The organism is Rhizobium sp. H4 (assembly GCF_003013335.1).
GTDB classification, from domain to species: domain Bacteria; phylum Pseudomonadota; class Alphaproteobacteria; order Rhizobiales; family Rhizobiaceae; genus Rhizobium; species Rhizobium sophoriradicis.
The window spans coordinates 18,795-32,712 of record NZ_PSOW01000011.1; the positions used below are offsets into that span (position 1 = coordinate 18,795).

The window sequence follows — 13,918 nt, forward strand, 5'->3', positions numbered from 1 at the left end:
TAGGAGCATGGCGAAAAGTCGTTAAAGCACTATTGTCGAGCGTGGATCTTGGATGCGTCCGCGCGGGTAATGAATTCGTCAATTGCCGCCACGGGAAGCGGCCTGCTCACAAGATAGCCCTGCAGCCTGTCGCAGCCGACGCTGTGCAGCCATTCCGCCTGACCCCGCGTCTCGACCCCCTCGGCTGTCACCTGCATGTCGAGGTCATGTGCAAGGTTGACGATGCAGCGGACGATTGCCTGGCTTTTTAGATCCGTTTCGAGATCGGTGATAAAATATTTGTCGATTTTGATCGTATCGAAAGGAAATGTTTTCAGATAGCTCAGCGATGAATATTCCATCCCGAAATCATCAAGCGAAATTCGGATGCCCAGCACATTGAGCGTGTTCAGGGTGTCGATGTTGTTGACGGTCCGCTCGAGCAGCACGCTTTCGGTTATTTCGAGCTCAAGGCGGTCGGGCGGAAGTCCGACCAGGTCCAGCGTCTGGGAAATGCGGTCGGTGAGGCCGCTTGTCAGGAATTCAGCTGCTGACAGATTGACGGCGACGATGTAGTTCTCGGGCCACTTCATCGCCTCACGGCATGCTTGCTCCAAAACCCACGCGCCTATCTCGGGCATCATTCCATCCGCCTCTGCCATCGGAATGAACGACGCCGGCGGAATCTTTCCGAGCAGGGGATGATGCCATCTCAGCAATGCCTCGAAGCCGACGATGCAGCCGCCCTCGGCGATAGGCTGGTATTCGACATAGAATTGCTGTTGGACCAGGGCCATGCGGAGGCTGCGGCGCAGCAGTTCCCGCTGCTCCAGCAGCTCGAGCATTGCCGAGTCAAAGGCTTTTGCCCGACCGCGCCCCTCTTTCTTGGCGGTGTAGAGTGCGAGGTCGGACGCCTTCATAAGCTCCTCCGGAGTTGTCCCGTCCGTTGGAGCCGTGGATATGCCGATGCTGGTGCCGACAAAGACTGCGATGCCGTTTATCGTAAAGGGCTTTTTGAACGCAGCAACCAGATCCTCCGCCAAACGGTGCGCTTTGGCCGGTTGTCCCGAGCCCACCGATATCACCGTGAATTCATCGCCGGCCAGCCGATAGGCTCTGTCATCGCTGGAAAGGCAGGCGAGAATACGCCTTGCAGCCGATTGAAGAAGCTTGTCGCCGGCGGCATGCCCGAGCGTGTCGTTGACGGGTTTGAAATCGTCGAGGTCGAGTTGCATCAGCGACAGAGTCTCGTTCGAGCCCGGGGTTTCCTGCAACAGGGTGGTCAGGTCTTCGCTGAACTGGCGCCGGTTCGGCAGTCCAGTCAGCGGATCATGGGTCGCGAGATGCAAAAGCGTTGCGCGTTCATCGTCAATCCGTTCCTCGGATCGGACGACGGCAAACAGGTCGCCGATCCGATAGATCGTCAGGCCATGTGAGCCGGGGGCGCCGAGATCGCCCGATATTCGCAAAGGCTGGGAATTATCATCCAATGAACGGAAAGCGAGCGTAATTGCTGATTTGTCCAACTCGGGAAAATGCTCCCAGAAGGAGGCAGCCGGTTTGACGGACGAAGGCAGCGCATTGCCGTGCAGATCCTCGATGGGATTGAAATCGCGGTCAAAGAACAAAAGCCGGTCGACCAAGCTCGAAGCTTCTGCCTCCGGCTTTCCGAGGGCTAAACGGGCAGCAGGAATTTTCCGCATGTAGGAGGTTCTCCCTAGTCGAATATCCTACCAGATATTATAGTAACTCTGCTCCCGCACAACTTGTGCTCGTTAAGATTTACATTAGGCATTTCTGATTAACAATCCCCAAATCTCCGCCGGCGTGTTCGCCGCTGTGGACGCCCGCAACTGATGCGACGAGGTTGATGGCGGCCATTGAGAGAGCCGCCGCGGGGGCGCGAGAGAAGGAATTACCGTGCGATATTCGTTCAATCCGGCTCAGCCAAAGGCATCCCACAATTCACGCACCATCTGGCGCAGCGCCAGAGCCTCGGCCCATCTGTCGGTCGAATCGTTGCCGTCTCTGCCGGTGATCGCATAGGGTTTGGGACCTAGCTCGCAGGTAAAAACCAGCTCGGCGTCATCGGCGGCACGGGATCGCCAATGGCGAAAACCATACTCCCACCATTGCAGGAAGAGATCGACCCATGGCCGGTGGTGCGGAAAGGCGATTTCGATCTGTACCTGTTCGCGTGAGGCGACGCGACCATGAAATGCATGGGCATTCTGCAGGACGCGCCTGACATGGGCGTGGTTTTCCTCATCGACCGGAAAGGCGAATTCGCGGCCGACCAGGAAATGCGACAGATCGGCCAACAGCGGCAGTTCGGGACGCCGGTCGAGCAGATCCAATGTGAAGAACAGGTCCGTCGTCATCCGGTCGCGATGGGTTTCGATGAAGACCGGAATGCCGGCATCTTCGGCGAGCCGCATCCAACCGTCGAGGAGCGGCAGGCAAGCCTCGACGCGGCGGAGGCGGATATCGGGCTGCAGGTTGACGTGGCTGACGGGAAAGGCCGCGGCAAGCTCCAGCGGCAGCCGCAGATCCTCGACTGAGCGGGGAAAGCAGACCGCCTCGATCTTCAGCCCGCTGCCTCGGAGCGTCTCGTTCAGCAAAACGACATCCCGGCGGTTGGTGTAATGCGCGCTGATGCCGTCGAAGCCCGCCTGGCGAATCATCGCGATGTTCTCGTCAAGTGTGCGCTCGAATCCGTCCGTGTGCCGGCGCTCCATGGCCCAGAGCGACTGGAAGATGAGCAGCTTCTGCGTCATGCGGCCCGCGCGCTTTTCAGAAGCATCTTGAGGTTGACGCTCGGGTCTGCCAGCGCCGCGGGCGAGGGACTGACACCTGCGGCAATCAGCAGTTCGGCAAGCTTGATATCCTTGGCCAGGCCATTGCCGATACCAAGGCCGGCGGCCGCCACGAGGCGGCCATCGTCGAGATAGAATTCGAGCTCGCCCGCCGGTATCAAGCGCCGGACAGTCTGTTGGGCGGGCTGCGGCTGCCCCGCCACCTGCAGGCCCAGATCGTACTGGTCGGACCAGAACCAGGGAATGGCGGCAAACGCCTCGGCGGTGCCGGCCATGTTGCGCGCCGCGGTCTCGGCCTGCGTTCTGGCGTTGCGCCAGCTTTCATAGCGGATATGTCCTCCGGCCGGTTGGGCGACCGCCGCGCAATCGCCTGCCGCATAGATGTTCGGCGCGCCGGTGCGAAGATAGGCATCCGTCAGAACGCCATTGCCGGTGGCCAGTCCAGCCGCTTCCGCCAGGGCGATGTCGGGCAGGACCCCGATCGCGCTGACGACGAGATCGGCGGGCACCACGCTGCCGTCGGTCAAGGTGACGCCATCGTCGCCGATTGCCGCCACAGCCCGATCGAAATGAAAACGCACGCCTTCGGCGGCATGTCTGATGTGCAGCTTGTCGGCAAAGCGGGCAGGGACTGCGCGGCCCAAGGGCTTGGGCGCGGCTTCGATCACGCTGACCGCAACGTTTCTGCTGCGAAGCACCGATGCGAGCTCCATCCCGATCAGACCCGCGCCGATGATCGCGACGCTCCGGCCGGGGGTGATGTTGGAGAAGATCGCTTCGGCGTCGGCGTGGGTGCGGAAGTCGAGTGCACGCTCGGCGCCGGGGCAGGCAAGCCGTCTCGGCCGTGCGCCGGTGGTCAGAAGCAGCTTTTCGTAACGCAATATCCGACCGTCGCTTACCGTCACGGTCGCGGCGTCGGCATCCAGCCTGGTGGCCGACATACCCTTGAGATAGGTGATGCCTGCTGCATCAAGCGCATTTGGCGCGCAGATCAGCTTCATCTGCACCGCACCGTCGACAGTTTTCGACAGGGGCGGCCGTTCATAGGGCAGATGGGGTTCGGCGCCGACCAGCGTGACGGATCCGCGATAGCCTGCTTCGCGCAGTGCAAAGGCCGCCCGGGTCCCGGACTCGCCCGCACCGATAATGACGATACCGTCCATGCTGTTCTCCTGAAAAGAGCGGCCGGCGCTCGTGAGGAGGAGACACCGGCCGGGGAGGATCAGTTCTTCTTGGCGTATTCGGCCATGTTCGTCGGCGTGACCAGTTCGAACGGCACCCAGACTTCCTTGTCGACGCTGTTGCCGTGGGCAAGCGCGACGGCCGCGTCGACGGCGCTTGCCGCCTGTTGTTTGGCGTTTTGGAAGACGGTCACGTCAAGATCGCCCGCCGCCATCGCCGCCAGTGCGTCCTGCGTCGCATCGATGCCGACGACGATGACATCGTCCATCGACACGCCGGATGCCTTGAGCGCCTGAATAGCGCCTAGCGCCATCTCGTCATTATTGGCGAAGATCACGTCAATCGGACGGCCTGCCGTCAGCCAGTTCGTGGTCAGATCCATGGCGTTCGTGCGGGTCCAGGCGGCGGTCTGCTCATCGGCGATGGTCACGCCCTTGCAATCGCCTGCCGCGAGCGTCGCCTTGACCGACGAGGTGCGGTCGCGCGAGGCCTGATGCGCGAGATCGCCCATCAAAATGTAAGCCTGGGCGTCGTTCGCCTTGCCCTTCTTCTTCAGCAATTCACAGGCGGCTTCGGCGCCGAGCCTTCCGGAATCGGTTTCCTTCGAGCCGACATAGGCCTGCTTTTCCGGCAGCTTGTCGATATTTTCCGGCTCGAGATTGAGGTAGACGAGCGGAATGCCGGCCTTTCGGGCCGCCTCGCTGATGCCGGTGGCGGCCGAGGTGTCGGCGAGCGTCATAATGATCGCATCGACCCCCGATGCGATGAAATTGTCGACCTGGCTGCGCTGTTTGGAAACGTCGGTCTGGGCATCCTCGATCTGCAGGCTGACGCCGGTGAGCTTGGATGCCCTTGCCTGCAAGCCTTCGCGCAGCAGCGTCTGGAAATTATTGTCGAAACTCTGCATGGACACGCCGATCGTCTCGGCCGAGGCAGCAGTCGTCGTCAGGGCGGCCAGGACGGCCGCCACACAGATTGATTTCATCTTATCCTCCCAAGGGCGCCGGGCCGCCCGATCCATTCCGGAGGCCGTTCAGGCCTGCCTATGTCGCGGGCTCAGGTCAGAGCCACGCGAACCTCTCCATCGATCACCTCGGCCGGGTAGGTCTTCAGGTTCTCGCAGGCCGGAAGCCTCAGGGCTTCGCCGGTGCGATAGTCGAAGGCGCCGGAATGTTTCGGACATTCGACCTCGAAATCCATGACCAATCCGTCGGCGAGATGGATCGCCTCGTGGGTGCAGAGACCGGCGGTGCAATAGACGCTGTCGTCGGGGCCGCGGTAGATCGCGTAGGTGCGCCCGCCATGGTCGAAGCGGATGGCGCCTTCCTGTTCGATGTCGTCGAGTTTGCCAGCTGTGACCCAGGTCATTCGGCGGCTCCTTCGACTTCCAGGCGCGCCTTGCGGGCGGCGAGTTTTTCCTTGCGCCTGCGGTAGCGCTCCTGCATCTGCGCCTCGCCTTCGGGGGAGCCGTCGTGCCAGGTGCCGAACCACTTATCGAGCGGGATCAGCGCGTCGCCGTAGTTCACCTCGAAATATTTGTGGTGGAGGTAATGCGCATAGGCGTGGCTGTCGACCAGCCCGTCCTTGCCGATCTCGACCTTGTCGAAGCCGACATGGCCGGGAATTGCCCCGAAGCCGGCATAATGCAGCTGGTAGAGCATGATGATCGGGTTGGAGGGCAGGAGCAGATGGTAGAATGCGGTTCCGAAATAGAGCAGATGCTCGATCGGATGCATCGACAGCGACGACCAGGGCGAGGGGTTGACCGAGTTGTGATGGACCGAGTGCACCCATTTGTAGAGCAAGGGCGTGTGGATGAGCCGGTGGATGCAGAAGAAGTGGAACTCGTGAATAACAGGAACCACGAGGGCGACGAGCGCCAGCGTCCCGGGATTTTCCGCGAAGCCGAGCCAGGGCGCATAGCCGTTGGCATAGGCCCAGAGCATGCCGACCTCGACGGCGGTCCAGATCACCACGCCCGACAGGAAGGTGCGCAGCATATTGTCGAGGTTCTGGCGCTGGAACCAGAAGGCGCTGTTTTTCTGCTCGGCCGGGAACTTGCCGTTGTACTTGAAGCGGTTTTCCTGGCGCTTCAGCACATAGAGATGCAGTTCGAAGGCGCCGTAGAACAGCAAGACCGCGACGGTGTTGACGGCGTAAAGCCAGGCGATCCAGCCAAGGCTCAGCGTATGCATCGTTTCGACCGGGGGGATGATCCAGGCCCAGTAGGCGAGCGCGGAGGCGGCAAACATCAGGTTCCAGGGCAGGAAATAGTGCGGCAGCCATTTCAGGACCGCCGTCAGCTGCGGCGGGAAGGCGAAAAGCGGCGCGGTCTCGACCGGCCGGTCCGGCGCCCAATCGCCGCGCTTGTTGCGCTTGCCGAATTTCAGATCATCCATTCGCATCTCCTCCCAAGCGCCGGACGTCCCCGGTCCGCACATGTTTTTGCTCAGGGAGAGCGCCACTTGCGCCTTGATCCGCCGGGTCCTTGCCGCGCCGGATCGTCTCCCTGATGCGAAACTAGCAGCGGGAGTTCGAAACGGCGAAGCCTTCCTTGATCTAATTAGATCAAAGCCCTTCCTTGGTGATGGTGATGAAACGGATCGGTGCCTGGTCCGGTTTGATCTCGGTCAGGCCGATGCGGTGCAGAACGAGATCGAGCGCCCGCCGCGCCTGCGCCTCCGGCGCCTGGTCCAGCACCACGTCCATGACGCCGTCCAGCAAGGCTGCGCGCGTATAGTCGGTCAATTCGTGGCCGACGAAAAACACGTCGCGACCGCCAGGATGCCGGCGCAGCACCTCGATCAGGGCGGAATTGGCGCCCCCGGCATTGTAGAGACCAGCAAGCTCGGGATACATCTCCAGCGCCGACCACAGCCGATCGGCGCTGGCGCGCTCCTCGTCGCCGCCGAATCCCAGCCACTCGAAGCTGGAGGCGCCGGGATGATCGCGAAAATACTCCGAAAAGCCGCGGATCCGATCGCGGTGCACCTGATAGATCGGATGGCAGATGGCAACGACAGGTCCGGTCCGACGCGCCATTCGGCAGATGTAGAGCGCGGCCGTCCGGCCGGCGGCCTCATTGTCGATGCCGATGAACTCGCCAACGCGCTCGGAAGCGCGGGTGACGACGTGGACGACGGGCAGGCCTTGCGCATTCACCTTTTCCACCGCGGCACTGATCAACGGGCTGCTCGGCACGGCCAGGATCAGGCCGGCGCGCGGAAGGTCGGTGGACAGGATGCGCCGCGCGACCGCGTCCGCATTCATCTCGTCGGTGAAACTGCGGTGGACGACGACCAATGGATCGAGGGTCGCCGCAATTCTCTCGAACGCATGAGAAAGGCGACGATAGAAGCTGGTTTCCGGACGAACCATCAGCACTTCTATCCGCAGCAGGCCGCGATGGGCTTCGGGAAGTCTACGCGGATAGTCCAGGCTGCGTGCGGCGGATATGACCTTCTCGACCAGCTCCGGCCGGACGCCGCCGCGCCCGTTCAGGACGCGCTCGACCGTGGCAGTGCCGACGCCGGCATGGCGGGCGATATCCCGATAATTCGGCTTGCTCACTTTCCAAGATCCTCGAAGGCTCCGCTGAACCGATGCGCAACAGCGATACGGATCTTCTATGCGTCTCCAACAGGAATTTGAAGGGCGGGACGATCAGGCGCGTCCTCATCATTCGAATGGAACAGGAGGCTTGTGTCGCGCCGGTGGTCGATCTATGATTTTGGCAATTCAGCATGAGATTGCAGGCAGTATTTCACCGTTAACCCGGACACGAAGGCTTTGTCCTCCGGCCGGAGCGAAGGAGCTGGGCAATGAAAATTCTCATGGTTCTCACATCACATGATCAGCTGGGAAATACCGGGAAGAAAACGGGCTTCTGGCTCGAGGAGCTCGCCGCGCCTTATTTCGTCTTCCGCGACGCCGGAGCGGAGGTGGCGCTCGCTTCGCCCAAAGGAGGTCAGCCTCCGCTCGATCCGAAGAGCAACGAGCCGGCCTTTCAGACGGAAGACACGCGACGCTTTGAACGAGACCCGGCGGCTACGGCGGCGCTCGCCAATACGCTGAAGCTGTCCGACGTCGACCAGGCTGATTATGACACCGTGTTCTTTCCCGGCGGCCATGGCCCGCTTTGGGATCTGACCAACGACAGCAATGCCCACGCCTTGATCGAGGAGACGCTTGCGGCCGGAAAACCGCTGGCGCTCGTCTGCCACGCGCCGGGGATACTGACGAAGGTCAAGGCACCCGATGGCGGGCCGATCGCCAAGGGGCGGACTGTCACCGGCTTTACCAATTCCGAGGAGGCCGCCGTGCAGCTCGTCGAGGTCGTGCCCTATTTGCTCGAAGACGTGCTGAGAGAGCAGGGGGCAAAGTTTTCGGCGGCGGAAGACTGGGCCGTGCATGTAGTCCAGGACGATCAGCTGATCACCGGACAGAACCCGGCTTCTTCGAAGCAGGCCGCTCGCCTGCTGCTCAATGCGCTGGGCGAGCAGGCAGCGGCCTGAACGCAGCGGCGGCGCAAGGCGCGGCAGCTTGCAACCCAGATGCGGGCCGCCATCTTCCACAGTTCCAAAGCATGCCGAGCTGACACCCGCACGCCTCCGAGCGATTTTTCTTGAAGAAAAGATCGATCCCATGTCGGATCGGCAAAGGCTTGTCCGTCCTTAGCCCGTTCATCCCGTCCACCAGAAGGAACACCACCATGCCGAACACCATACGCCTGCACCGCGTTTTCGCGACCAGCCCGGAAAAGGTCTATCGCGCCTTCATCGAGGCAGACGCGCTTGCCAAATGGCTTCCGCCGAACGGTTTTCTCTGCACTGTGCATCATCTGGAACCGGCCGTCGGCGGCACCTTTAGAATGTCCTTCCGCAATTTCACCACCGCCAACAGCCACGCCTTCGGCGGCGAATTCCTCGAGCTCGTCCCGGGCGAAAGGGTTCGCTACACCGACAAGTTCGAAGACCCCAACCTGCCGGGCGAAATGGATGTCACTGTGACGCTGAAAAAATTCTCGGTCGGCACCGAAGTGAACATCACCCAGGCTGGCGTGCCCGACGTCATCCCGCCCGAGGCCTGCTACCTCGGCTGGCAGGAATCGCTGCGCAATCTTGCCAAGGTCGTCGAGCCGGATATCCACGAATAAAGCGGCTGCGCCAGCCTTGAAAGCGGCCAACCAGCTGCGCCTGCTCTGGCGCCGCGCTTTGCCTCTCCGCCCTCATCCGGCAAATATCCCTGGAATGAGGGCGGAAAGGTGGGTTTCCATAGAGGTCCGGGTCACGGCCGACCGGCGATCGATCGCTGCTAAGCCGGGCGTTGACGGATCGGATCTATCGTTCCGGGTGCAGGAGGCAGCGAGGAGAGCCAGAGGGAATAGGCCAGGGATAGGCCCGTCGACCAGAAGACCATCGGCAGTGTCATCACCGCGGACATCAGCTTGGCCATTTCGTGCGGATCGAGGTCCCAGGAAAATGGCGCCGCTGTCGGCGCCGGCGCGGTATGAAGGGGCTCGAGGCCTGTCCTTTGCATGTCTTCGAGCACCGCCGTGGTGGCGGCTTGCTCGGCCGATGAGGCCTTCTGAACTGGAACGATGGCGGTTTTAACGTGGTTTTCGGCTTCGCCGGACATTTGGAGCTCCTTGTTTTGCTTCCGTCGTAGAAAGCCTGTCCGGGACAAGAAGTTTCATGACATCTCAATGAAATGGTCGGCGCGACGCAGCCGGTGCGAATACGGCGGGGAAGGTTCAATGGCGAGCCGGTGACGTCGCCCAGCGCGAAACCTGTCTTTCCTGTCATATCGGCAACGTGAAAGACCGCGACTAGGTTTTCACACGCTAGGCGCCTTGAGCTTGTCTTCTAAAGCTCAATGCCGCGTTTCGCCAGCGCCTGGCGCGCCGCCGATGCGCCCCAGTCCTCGTCGGGATCGCGGCCCTCGATCTCGGTTGCGGCGATTGCCGTTGCCCGGATCAGCGGTACGGAGCCGAAGGGCATGCCGTCGATCCGGCGAGGATCACGGCTGAGGATGATGCGGGTCAGGGGGTGGTAATCCTCCGTCAGCCGGCAGAACAGGATGGCGCCATGGTTTTCGACATCGCGTGCGACGCGGTAGCCGTCGGCCACGAGATCGCCGAGGTTGATCAAAAGGGTTCCCCAGTCGGCGATGGTCGCCGCATCCAGCGTGGCGGCGCCGAATTCCATGAAGAGTTCGCATTCGACGCCGTTCTCGGGTTCGGAGATGCCGGCCCAGGGTGTGGAGAGACCGTCGGTGGCAAGGATCATTTTTCCCGGCGCATCGATCGCCAGGATCCGGCGGTGCGGGCCGAACCACTTGGTCTGGGCACAGACATTGGCCGCGGCGCGCTCGGCGGCAAAGCCCTCGCGCACGGTGCCACGGCTCTGCCAGAAGGCACGGCGGGCACTTGCGGCGCGCTCGTAGATCGGGTCGTCGGGGCCGCGCGGCACGATCGTCTGGTCGAAACTGGTTTCGATCGTGACCTGCGCCCGCATGAAGGGAAGGGCCGGCTTCTTCCAGCGGACGACCACCCGGTTGAAGCGCTCGGTCGTCGCCTCATCCAATCTTTCGACGACATCGCCGATGACGCGCAGCGGATCGCGCGAAGCGTCCGACACGGGCTTTCCGGTCGCATCGCGGTAGCCGCCCGTGCTTGAGGAATGCCCGGCCTGCATGGTGGTGGCGGCCCATTCACCGCTGACGGCGGCCGCCGGCGCCTTGGAGAGAACCGGGACGAGCTCCCGAATTGCATCGTCAATCGAATAGATGCCACGTCGCCCCTTCCGCTGTCGGATGATGCCCCGCTGCGGCCGGTCGGCCGCGAGCATAGGCTAGGGCAGAGGCGTTGCCGTTCAATGACAGGCGAGATAAGGGCGGGGTGGAGTATGTATGGACCGTGCGGTTGGTTCGCCTAACGCCTGCGATTTCCGCATGCGTCCGCCGATCCGTCAACTTTGCCGTGAGTTGATTATGTTAAGACGCAGACTCTTCTGAGACGCTGAAGGAAGCCATTCACCGCGCGGATGCGCGGTGAATGGTACATTGCGTGCAAAGCCTTGTAGCGGGCATAGCCCTCAATTGCTCCCATCGTTGGGGCGGGCCTTGGCGCTGTCGTTGCTGCTGTCCGAGGCGGTTTTGCCGTCGGGTTGCTGGCCAAAATAGGTGCCGCCAAGGTGGCCGCCGGCGCTGGTGTTCCTGACCTGTTGTTCGGCGCGGTTCTGAAGTTCACGAGCGTTGGTCTTGCTCATTTTCGGCTCCATGTTTCAGGTTGCGACCTCTTACCAACCGATGCGCGGCGACACTGTTCCAAATTTTATGCGCCGACCCTCCTCGCCGCGACCTCATGAATGGCTGGAACTGTTCAGGCTTTTTGCGGTTTTCCCTATTCAACCAAGGAGAAACGACAATGGGCATGACGACACCCAAGGACGGCGCCCCCGGCACCACCGATCAATCCCCCCGATGGGAAGGACCGAAGGGCAATAGGCCGCGTGGCTACCTGAAGGCCAAGGACGATCCGGACAAGAACCGCGACGCCAACGACGAAAACAACCGCGACCCTGAAATGAAGGATTTCAGCGACGCGATGAAGCAGAAAGGCGAATGAGATGGGGAATCCCGAAAAAGATGCAGCCGGCCAATTCCCCAAATCCCGGGCCGACCGAAAGGCCACCGGTGTTGCGAGCGCCAAGCCGACCGTCATCACCGGCTCGGAGGATGCCACGGTCAACCGGAACCCGCCGGGCAAGAAAAAGCCGGAGAAGGATTGGGACATCAACTATGATCCCACCGATATGAATGAGGGCCGCATGCGCTAGGACACGTATAGAATCTGATTTCATGCGACGTGCTTTAGTCTTTGTTTTCTTGTCGCCTCGGCCCCCGCGATATCGATCACTCGCCGAAATAGGCCGGGTGGTCGATATCGGCGAGGAGGCCAGGCTCGGTGGGATCCAGCCGACGGCTGATGAGCGCGGCGATCTCACGAAAGGCAATGCCTTCTTCGGCGACCGCCAGGTGGCGCCGAGGCTATTCGACGAGGGATTCTACTTGACTACTTTCACGCTCAACACGCCCTCTTCGGTCTTTCCCTCTTCATAGGGCGAGCGGATGACGAGTCGGTCGCTGCCGGTGTAGCCGGGATCGGATGTGTAGTAGCCGACGACGCCGTTGACCTTAATCGTTTCGCATTTCGACGCTTTTCCGTCGAGCTTGGGGAAGAGCGGTTCGTGGACGATTTCGAGACGCCCGTGTTTGGGCCGTTCGACGATATTGATGGCGGGGTAGTCGATATGGCGGCAGTCGTCGTCGATGTGCCAGTTCTTGGCCACCAGCGTTCTGACGCCACTTTGCGCCGTGATCTACAGCGACTGCTGGCGGGAGCTTTCGGGGGTCGTCGTGCAGCTCGAAAGCGGAATCGTCGTCGCTGCTAATAACAAATATACAAATGCATGTTTCACTTCAAATCCTCAACTTCGGCTTGAAGGAATATTCGTTTTTTTCATTGTGTCAATTGAACTGAGGGCCTGACGGGAGGCGCATCCGCCTCGGCCTTCGAGGCTCCAGCCTTCGGGCTTCCGCTACTCAGGGAGGCTCTCTCGAGCTTAGGCCCGGGCATCCTTCATCGTCTGCGATCCGGGCGCATAGATGAGGAGCATGACCGACGAAATCTCCGTGGTGCACAACATCTGATGGTGACGTCGCCCCGTCCCGTTCTTTATACGGCGGAGCGACGTTTGTCCGGCCGGAGCCGGCGTGAGAAAGTCAGGATACTGCGGCCGTGCTATTGCAGCGTGCGCGTCTGGACTTGCTCGGTCGGGTGGGTGCTCGGGGATATGGGGGCAGCGCTGGCTTCCAGGCCGGTCGCCACGACTGAAACGCGGAACCTGCCGTCCAGGCTGCGGTCGAAGATCGCGCCGACGACGATATCGGCGTCGTCCTGTACTTCGTCGCGAATGCGGCTTGCCGCCTCGTCGACCTCGAAGAGCGTCATATCAGACCCGCCGGAGATCGAGATCAGCACGCCCCTGGCGCCCTTCATCGAGATATCGTCGAGAAGCGGGTTGGCGATTGCCGCTTCCGCCGCCTTCATCGCCCGGCTTTCGCCGGCGGCTTCGCCGGTGCCCATCATGGCGCGGCCCATGCCTTGCATGACCGACTTCACGTCGGCAAAATCGAGGTTGATCAGGCCTTCCTTGACGATGAGATCGGTGATGCAGCCGACGCCGGCAAAGAGCACGCGGTCGGCCGTCATGAAGGCATCGGCGAAGGTGGTTTTTGCGTCCGCGATGCGGAAGAGGTTTTGATTGGGGATGACGATGACGGTATCGGCGGCCTGCCGAAGCGCCTCGATGCCGACTTCCGCCGTCCGCATGCGGCGATTGCCCTCGAACGTGAAGGGCTTGGTGACGACGCCGACCGTCAGGATCCCGGCCGCGCGTGCCGCACGCGCGATGACGGGGGCTGCGCCGGTGCCCGTACCGCCGCCCATGCCGGCGGTGACGAAACACATATGCGAGCCGGCCAGGTGATCCATGATCTCGTCGATCGACTCCTCGGCGGCTGCATGACCAACCTCAGGCAGCGAACCGGCACCCAAGCCCTCCGTCACATTCGCGCCGAGCTGAATCCGGCGCGACGCCTTTGAGGTGGCGAGAACCTGGGCGTCCGTATTTGCGGCGACGAACTCGACGCCCGCCAGCTTTTCCGCAATCATGTTATTGATGGCGTTGCCGCCGCCCCCGCCGACGCCGATAACCGTAATATGCGGCCGTAGTCCCGAAATGCCGCTCTTGGCGTCCGTCATCGCACTCTCCTTAATGATGCAATCTTGCGCCGCGCCCTCGTCGCGGACAGCGAATCGACAGTGAGGATAAACGCGCAACAAGGCGGAGGCGAGGCGAAAGACGTCCGGGGCGGCG

Annotated in this window: 16 protein-coding genes and 1 pseudogene; 5 read left to right on the top strand and 12 right to left on the bottom strand. The window is 61.8% G+C overall.

Features of this window, described 5'->3' with window-relative positions:
• Nucleotides 1-29: 29 nt before the first annotated feature.
• The 7 genes from C4N04_RS17855 to C4N04_RS17885 all read right to left on the bottom strand — a co-directional run bounded on the left by C4N04_RS17855 (nt 30) and on the right by C4N04_RS17885 (nt 7,547).
• The gene (locus C4N04_RS17855) at nt 30-1,682 is read right to left on the bottom strand and encodes an EAL domain-containing protein (RefSeq protein WP_106796641.1); all 1,653 of its coding nucleotides are present in this window, start codon (nt 1,680-1,682) and stop codon (nt 30-32) included.
• A 240-nt stretch (nt 1,683-1,922) separates the two neighbouring features.
• The gene (locus C4N04_RS17860; protein WP_106796642.1) at nt 1,923-2,756 is read right to left on the bottom strand and encodes a xylose isomerase; all 834 of its coding nucleotides are present in this window, start codon (nt 2,754-2,756) and stop codon (nt 1,923-1,925) included.
• On the bottom strand, nt 2,753-3,958 hold the full coding sequence (locus tag C4N04_RS17865) for an FAD-dependent oxidoreductase (RefSeq protein WP_106796643.1): 1,206 nt from the start codon (nt 3,956-3,958) through the stop codon (nt 2,753-2,755). The genes C4N04_RS17860 and C4N04_RS17865 overlap by 4 nt, the downstream gene beginning before the upstream one ends.
• Before the next feature lie 59 nt (nt 3,959-4,017).
• Nucleotides 4,018-4,962, bottom strand: coding sequence for a substrate-binding domain-containing protein (locus C4N04_RS17870; RefSeq protein ID WP_106796644.1), 945 nt, complete (start codon nt 4,960-4,962; stop codon nt 4,018-4,020).
• Between the two features lie 71 nt (nt 4,963-5,033).
• Complete coding sequence (locus C4N04_RS17875) at nt 5,034-5,345, bottom strand: MocE family 2Fe-2S type ferredoxin (protein ID WP_106796645.1); 312 nt, start codon at nt 5,343-5,345, stop codon at nt 5,034-5,036.
• Complete coding sequence (locus C4N04_RS17880) at nt 5,342-6,376, bottom strand: sterol desaturase family protein (RefSeq protein WP_106796646.1); 1,035 nt, start codon at nt 6,374-6,376, stop codon at nt 5,342-5,344. Before C4N04_RS17880 ends, C4N04_RS17875 begins: the two co-directional genes overlap by 4 nt.
• A 169-nt stretch (nt 6,377-6,545) precedes the next feature.
• A complete protein-coding gene (locus C4N04_RS17885; RefSeq protein ID WP_106796647.1) occupies nt 6,546-7,547 on the bottom strand; it encodes a LacI family DNA-binding transcriptional regulator in 1,002 nt (333 codons plus the stop codon).
• Between the two features lie 251 nt (nt 7,548-7,798).
• Between C4N04_RS17885 and C4N04_RS17890 the strand changes: the two genes are divergently transcribed.
• A complete protein-coding gene (locus C4N04_RS17890) occupies nt 7,799-8,491 on the top strand; it encodes a type 1 glutamine amidotransferase domain-containing protein (protein WP_106796648.1) in 693 nt (230 codons plus the stop codon).
• A 197-nt stretch (nt 8,492-8,688) separates the two neighbouring features.
• Nucleotides 8,689-9,132, top strand: coding sequence for an SRPBCC family protein (locus C4N04_RS17895; RefSeq protein ID WP_106796649.1), 444 nt, complete (start codon nt 8,689-8,691; stop codon nt 9,130-9,132).
• A 158-nt stretch (nt 9,133-9,290) separates the two neighbouring features.
• On the opposite strand, the gene C4N04_RS17900 is transcribed toward C4N04_RS17895, so the two are convergent.
• Complete coding sequence (locus C4N04_RS17900) at nt 9,291-9,614, bottom strand: hypothetical protein (RefSeq protein ID WP_106796650.1); 324 nt, start codon at nt 9,612-9,614, stop codon at nt 9,291-9,293.
• Between the two features lie 131 nt (nt 9,615-9,745).
• Between C4N04_RS17900 and C4N04_RS32195 the strand changes: the two are divergent.
• A pseudogene (locus C4N04_RS32195) lies at nt 9,746-9,808 on the top strand (cytochrome P460); the annotation flags it as partial.
• 33 nt (nt 9,809-9,841) lie between these two features.
• Here the strand turns inward: C4N04_RS32195 and C4N04_RS17910 are convergent.
• Entirely contained in the window at nt 9,842-10,825 is a 984-nt protein-coding gene (locus C4N04_RS17910) for a hypothetical protein (protein WP_245425610.1), read from the bottom strand.
• A gap of 246 nt (nt 10,826-11,071) precedes the next feature.
• Nucleotides 11,072-11,245, bottom strand: a complete 174-nt coding sequence (locus C4N04_RS31865; protein WP_086156462.1) for a hypothetical protein — start codon at nt 11,243-11,245, stop codon at nt 11,072-11,074.
• Between the two features lie 158 nt (nt 11,246-11,403).
• Here C4N04_RS31865 and C4N04_RS17920 point away from each other — a divergent pair, with 158 nt between their 5' ends.
• Nucleotides 11,404-11,604, top strand: coding sequence for a hypothetical protein (locus tag C4N04_RS17920; RefSeq protein ID WP_009992991.1), 201 nt, complete (start codon nt 11,404-11,406; stop codon nt 11,602-11,604).
• Nucleotide 11,605: 1 nt separating this feature from the next.
• A complete protein-coding gene (locus tag C4N04_RS17925; protein ID WP_106796651.1) occupies nt 11,606-11,815 on the top strand; it encodes a hypothetical protein in 210 nt (69 codons plus the stop codon).
• 228 nt (nt 11,816-12,043) lie between these two features.
• Here C4N04_RS17925 and C4N04_RS17935 read toward each other — a convergent pair whose 3' ends face one another.
• Nucleotides 12,044-12,328 carry a hypothetical protein gene (locus C4N04_RS17935; RefSeq protein WP_245425612.1) on the bottom strand — a complete coding sequence of 95 codons (285 nt, stop codon included), beginning with the start codon at nt 12,326-12,328 and terminating at the stop codon, nt 12,044-12,046.
• A 452-nt stretch (nt 12,329-12,780) separates the two neighbouring features.
• On the bottom strand, nt 12,781-13,803 hold the full coding sequence (gene ftsZ / locus C4N04_RS17940; RefSeq protein ID WP_106796652.1) for a cell division protein FtsZ: 1,023 nt from the start codon (nt 13,801-13,803) through the stop codon (nt 12,781-12,783).
• Nucleotides 13,804-13,918 lie beyond the last annotated feature (115 nt).